Source organism: Mesorhizobium sp. Cs1299R1N3, from assembly GCF_037179625.1.
Lineage (GTDB): Bacteria > Pseudomonadota > Alphaproteobacteria > Rhizobiales > Rhizobiaceae > Mesorhizobium > Mesorhizobium salmacidum.
The window spans coordinates 1-994 of the sequence record NZ_JAPYKQ010000045.1 but is presented as its reverse complement, the minus strand read 5'-3'; the positions used below and the strand labels follow the sequence as shown (position 1 = coordinate 994).

Sequence of the window (994 nt, the reverse complement as noted above, 5' to 3'; positions counted from 1 at the left end):
AGGGCATCTACCATCTCTTCAGGCGACTTGCCGAGCGTCTTGAGATGGATCTCCGGTTTCTCCGGTGCTTCATATGGAGAATCGACACCGGTGAAATTCTTGATCTCGCCATTCAGCGCGCGCGCATAGAGGCCCTTCGGGTCACGCCTGGCGCATTCCTCGAAAGGCGTATCGACAAAGACTTCGATGAACTCGCCACTGGCCATCAATTCGCGCGCCATGCGCCGCTCGGCTCTGAACGGCGAAATGAAGGAGACGATGACGATCAGCCCGGCGTCGGCCATCAGCTTGGCCACTTCGGCGACGCGGCGAATGTTCTCGACGCGATCGGCGTCGGTGAATCCAAGGTCGCGGTTGAGACCGTGACGGACATTGTCGCCGTCGAGGATATAGGTATGGCGGCCAGTGGCGAACAGCTTCTTCTCGAACAGGTTGGCGATGGTCGACTTGCCGGAGCCCGAAAGCCCCGTGAACCAGAACACGGCGGGCCGCTGGTTCTTCATGTCGGCGCGCACGCCCTTGCCGACATCGAGCGATTGCCAATGGATGTTTTCGGCGCGGCGCAGCGAATGCAGGATCATGCCGGCGCCGACCGTGGCGTTTGAGATGCGGTCGACCAGGATGAAGGCGCCGGTGGTGCGGTTCTCGCCAAACGGATCGAAGGCGATCGGCGTCCGCGTCGAGATGTTGCAGATGCCGACTTCGTTCATTTCAAGCGACTTGACCGCCTCATGGGCAAAGTCGTTGACGTTGATGCGGTATTTCAGATCGGTGACGGTGGCGCTGGTCTGATCGGTCTCGGTGCGCAGGATATAGGACCGGCCGGGCAGCAGCGCATTTTCGTCGAACCAGACGATGCTGGCGGCGAACTGGTCGGCGACCTGCGGCCGTGCGGCCGGCGAAACCAGCATGTTGCCGCGTGAGATCTCGACCTCGTCGTCGAGGACGAGCGTTATGGCCTGGCCGGCCACTGCCTGTTTGAGATCGCCGCCAT

Annotated in this window: 1 protein-coding gene; it reads right to left on the bottom strand. The window is 61.4% G+C overall.

Translation table 11 applies throughout. The features are described 5' to 3' along the window. Positions 1-994, bottom strand: a 994-nt coding sequence (gene cysC / locus O7B34_RS31865) for an adenylyl-sulfate kinase (RefSeq protein ID WP_337149700.1), incomplete at both ends; no start/stop codon positions are given.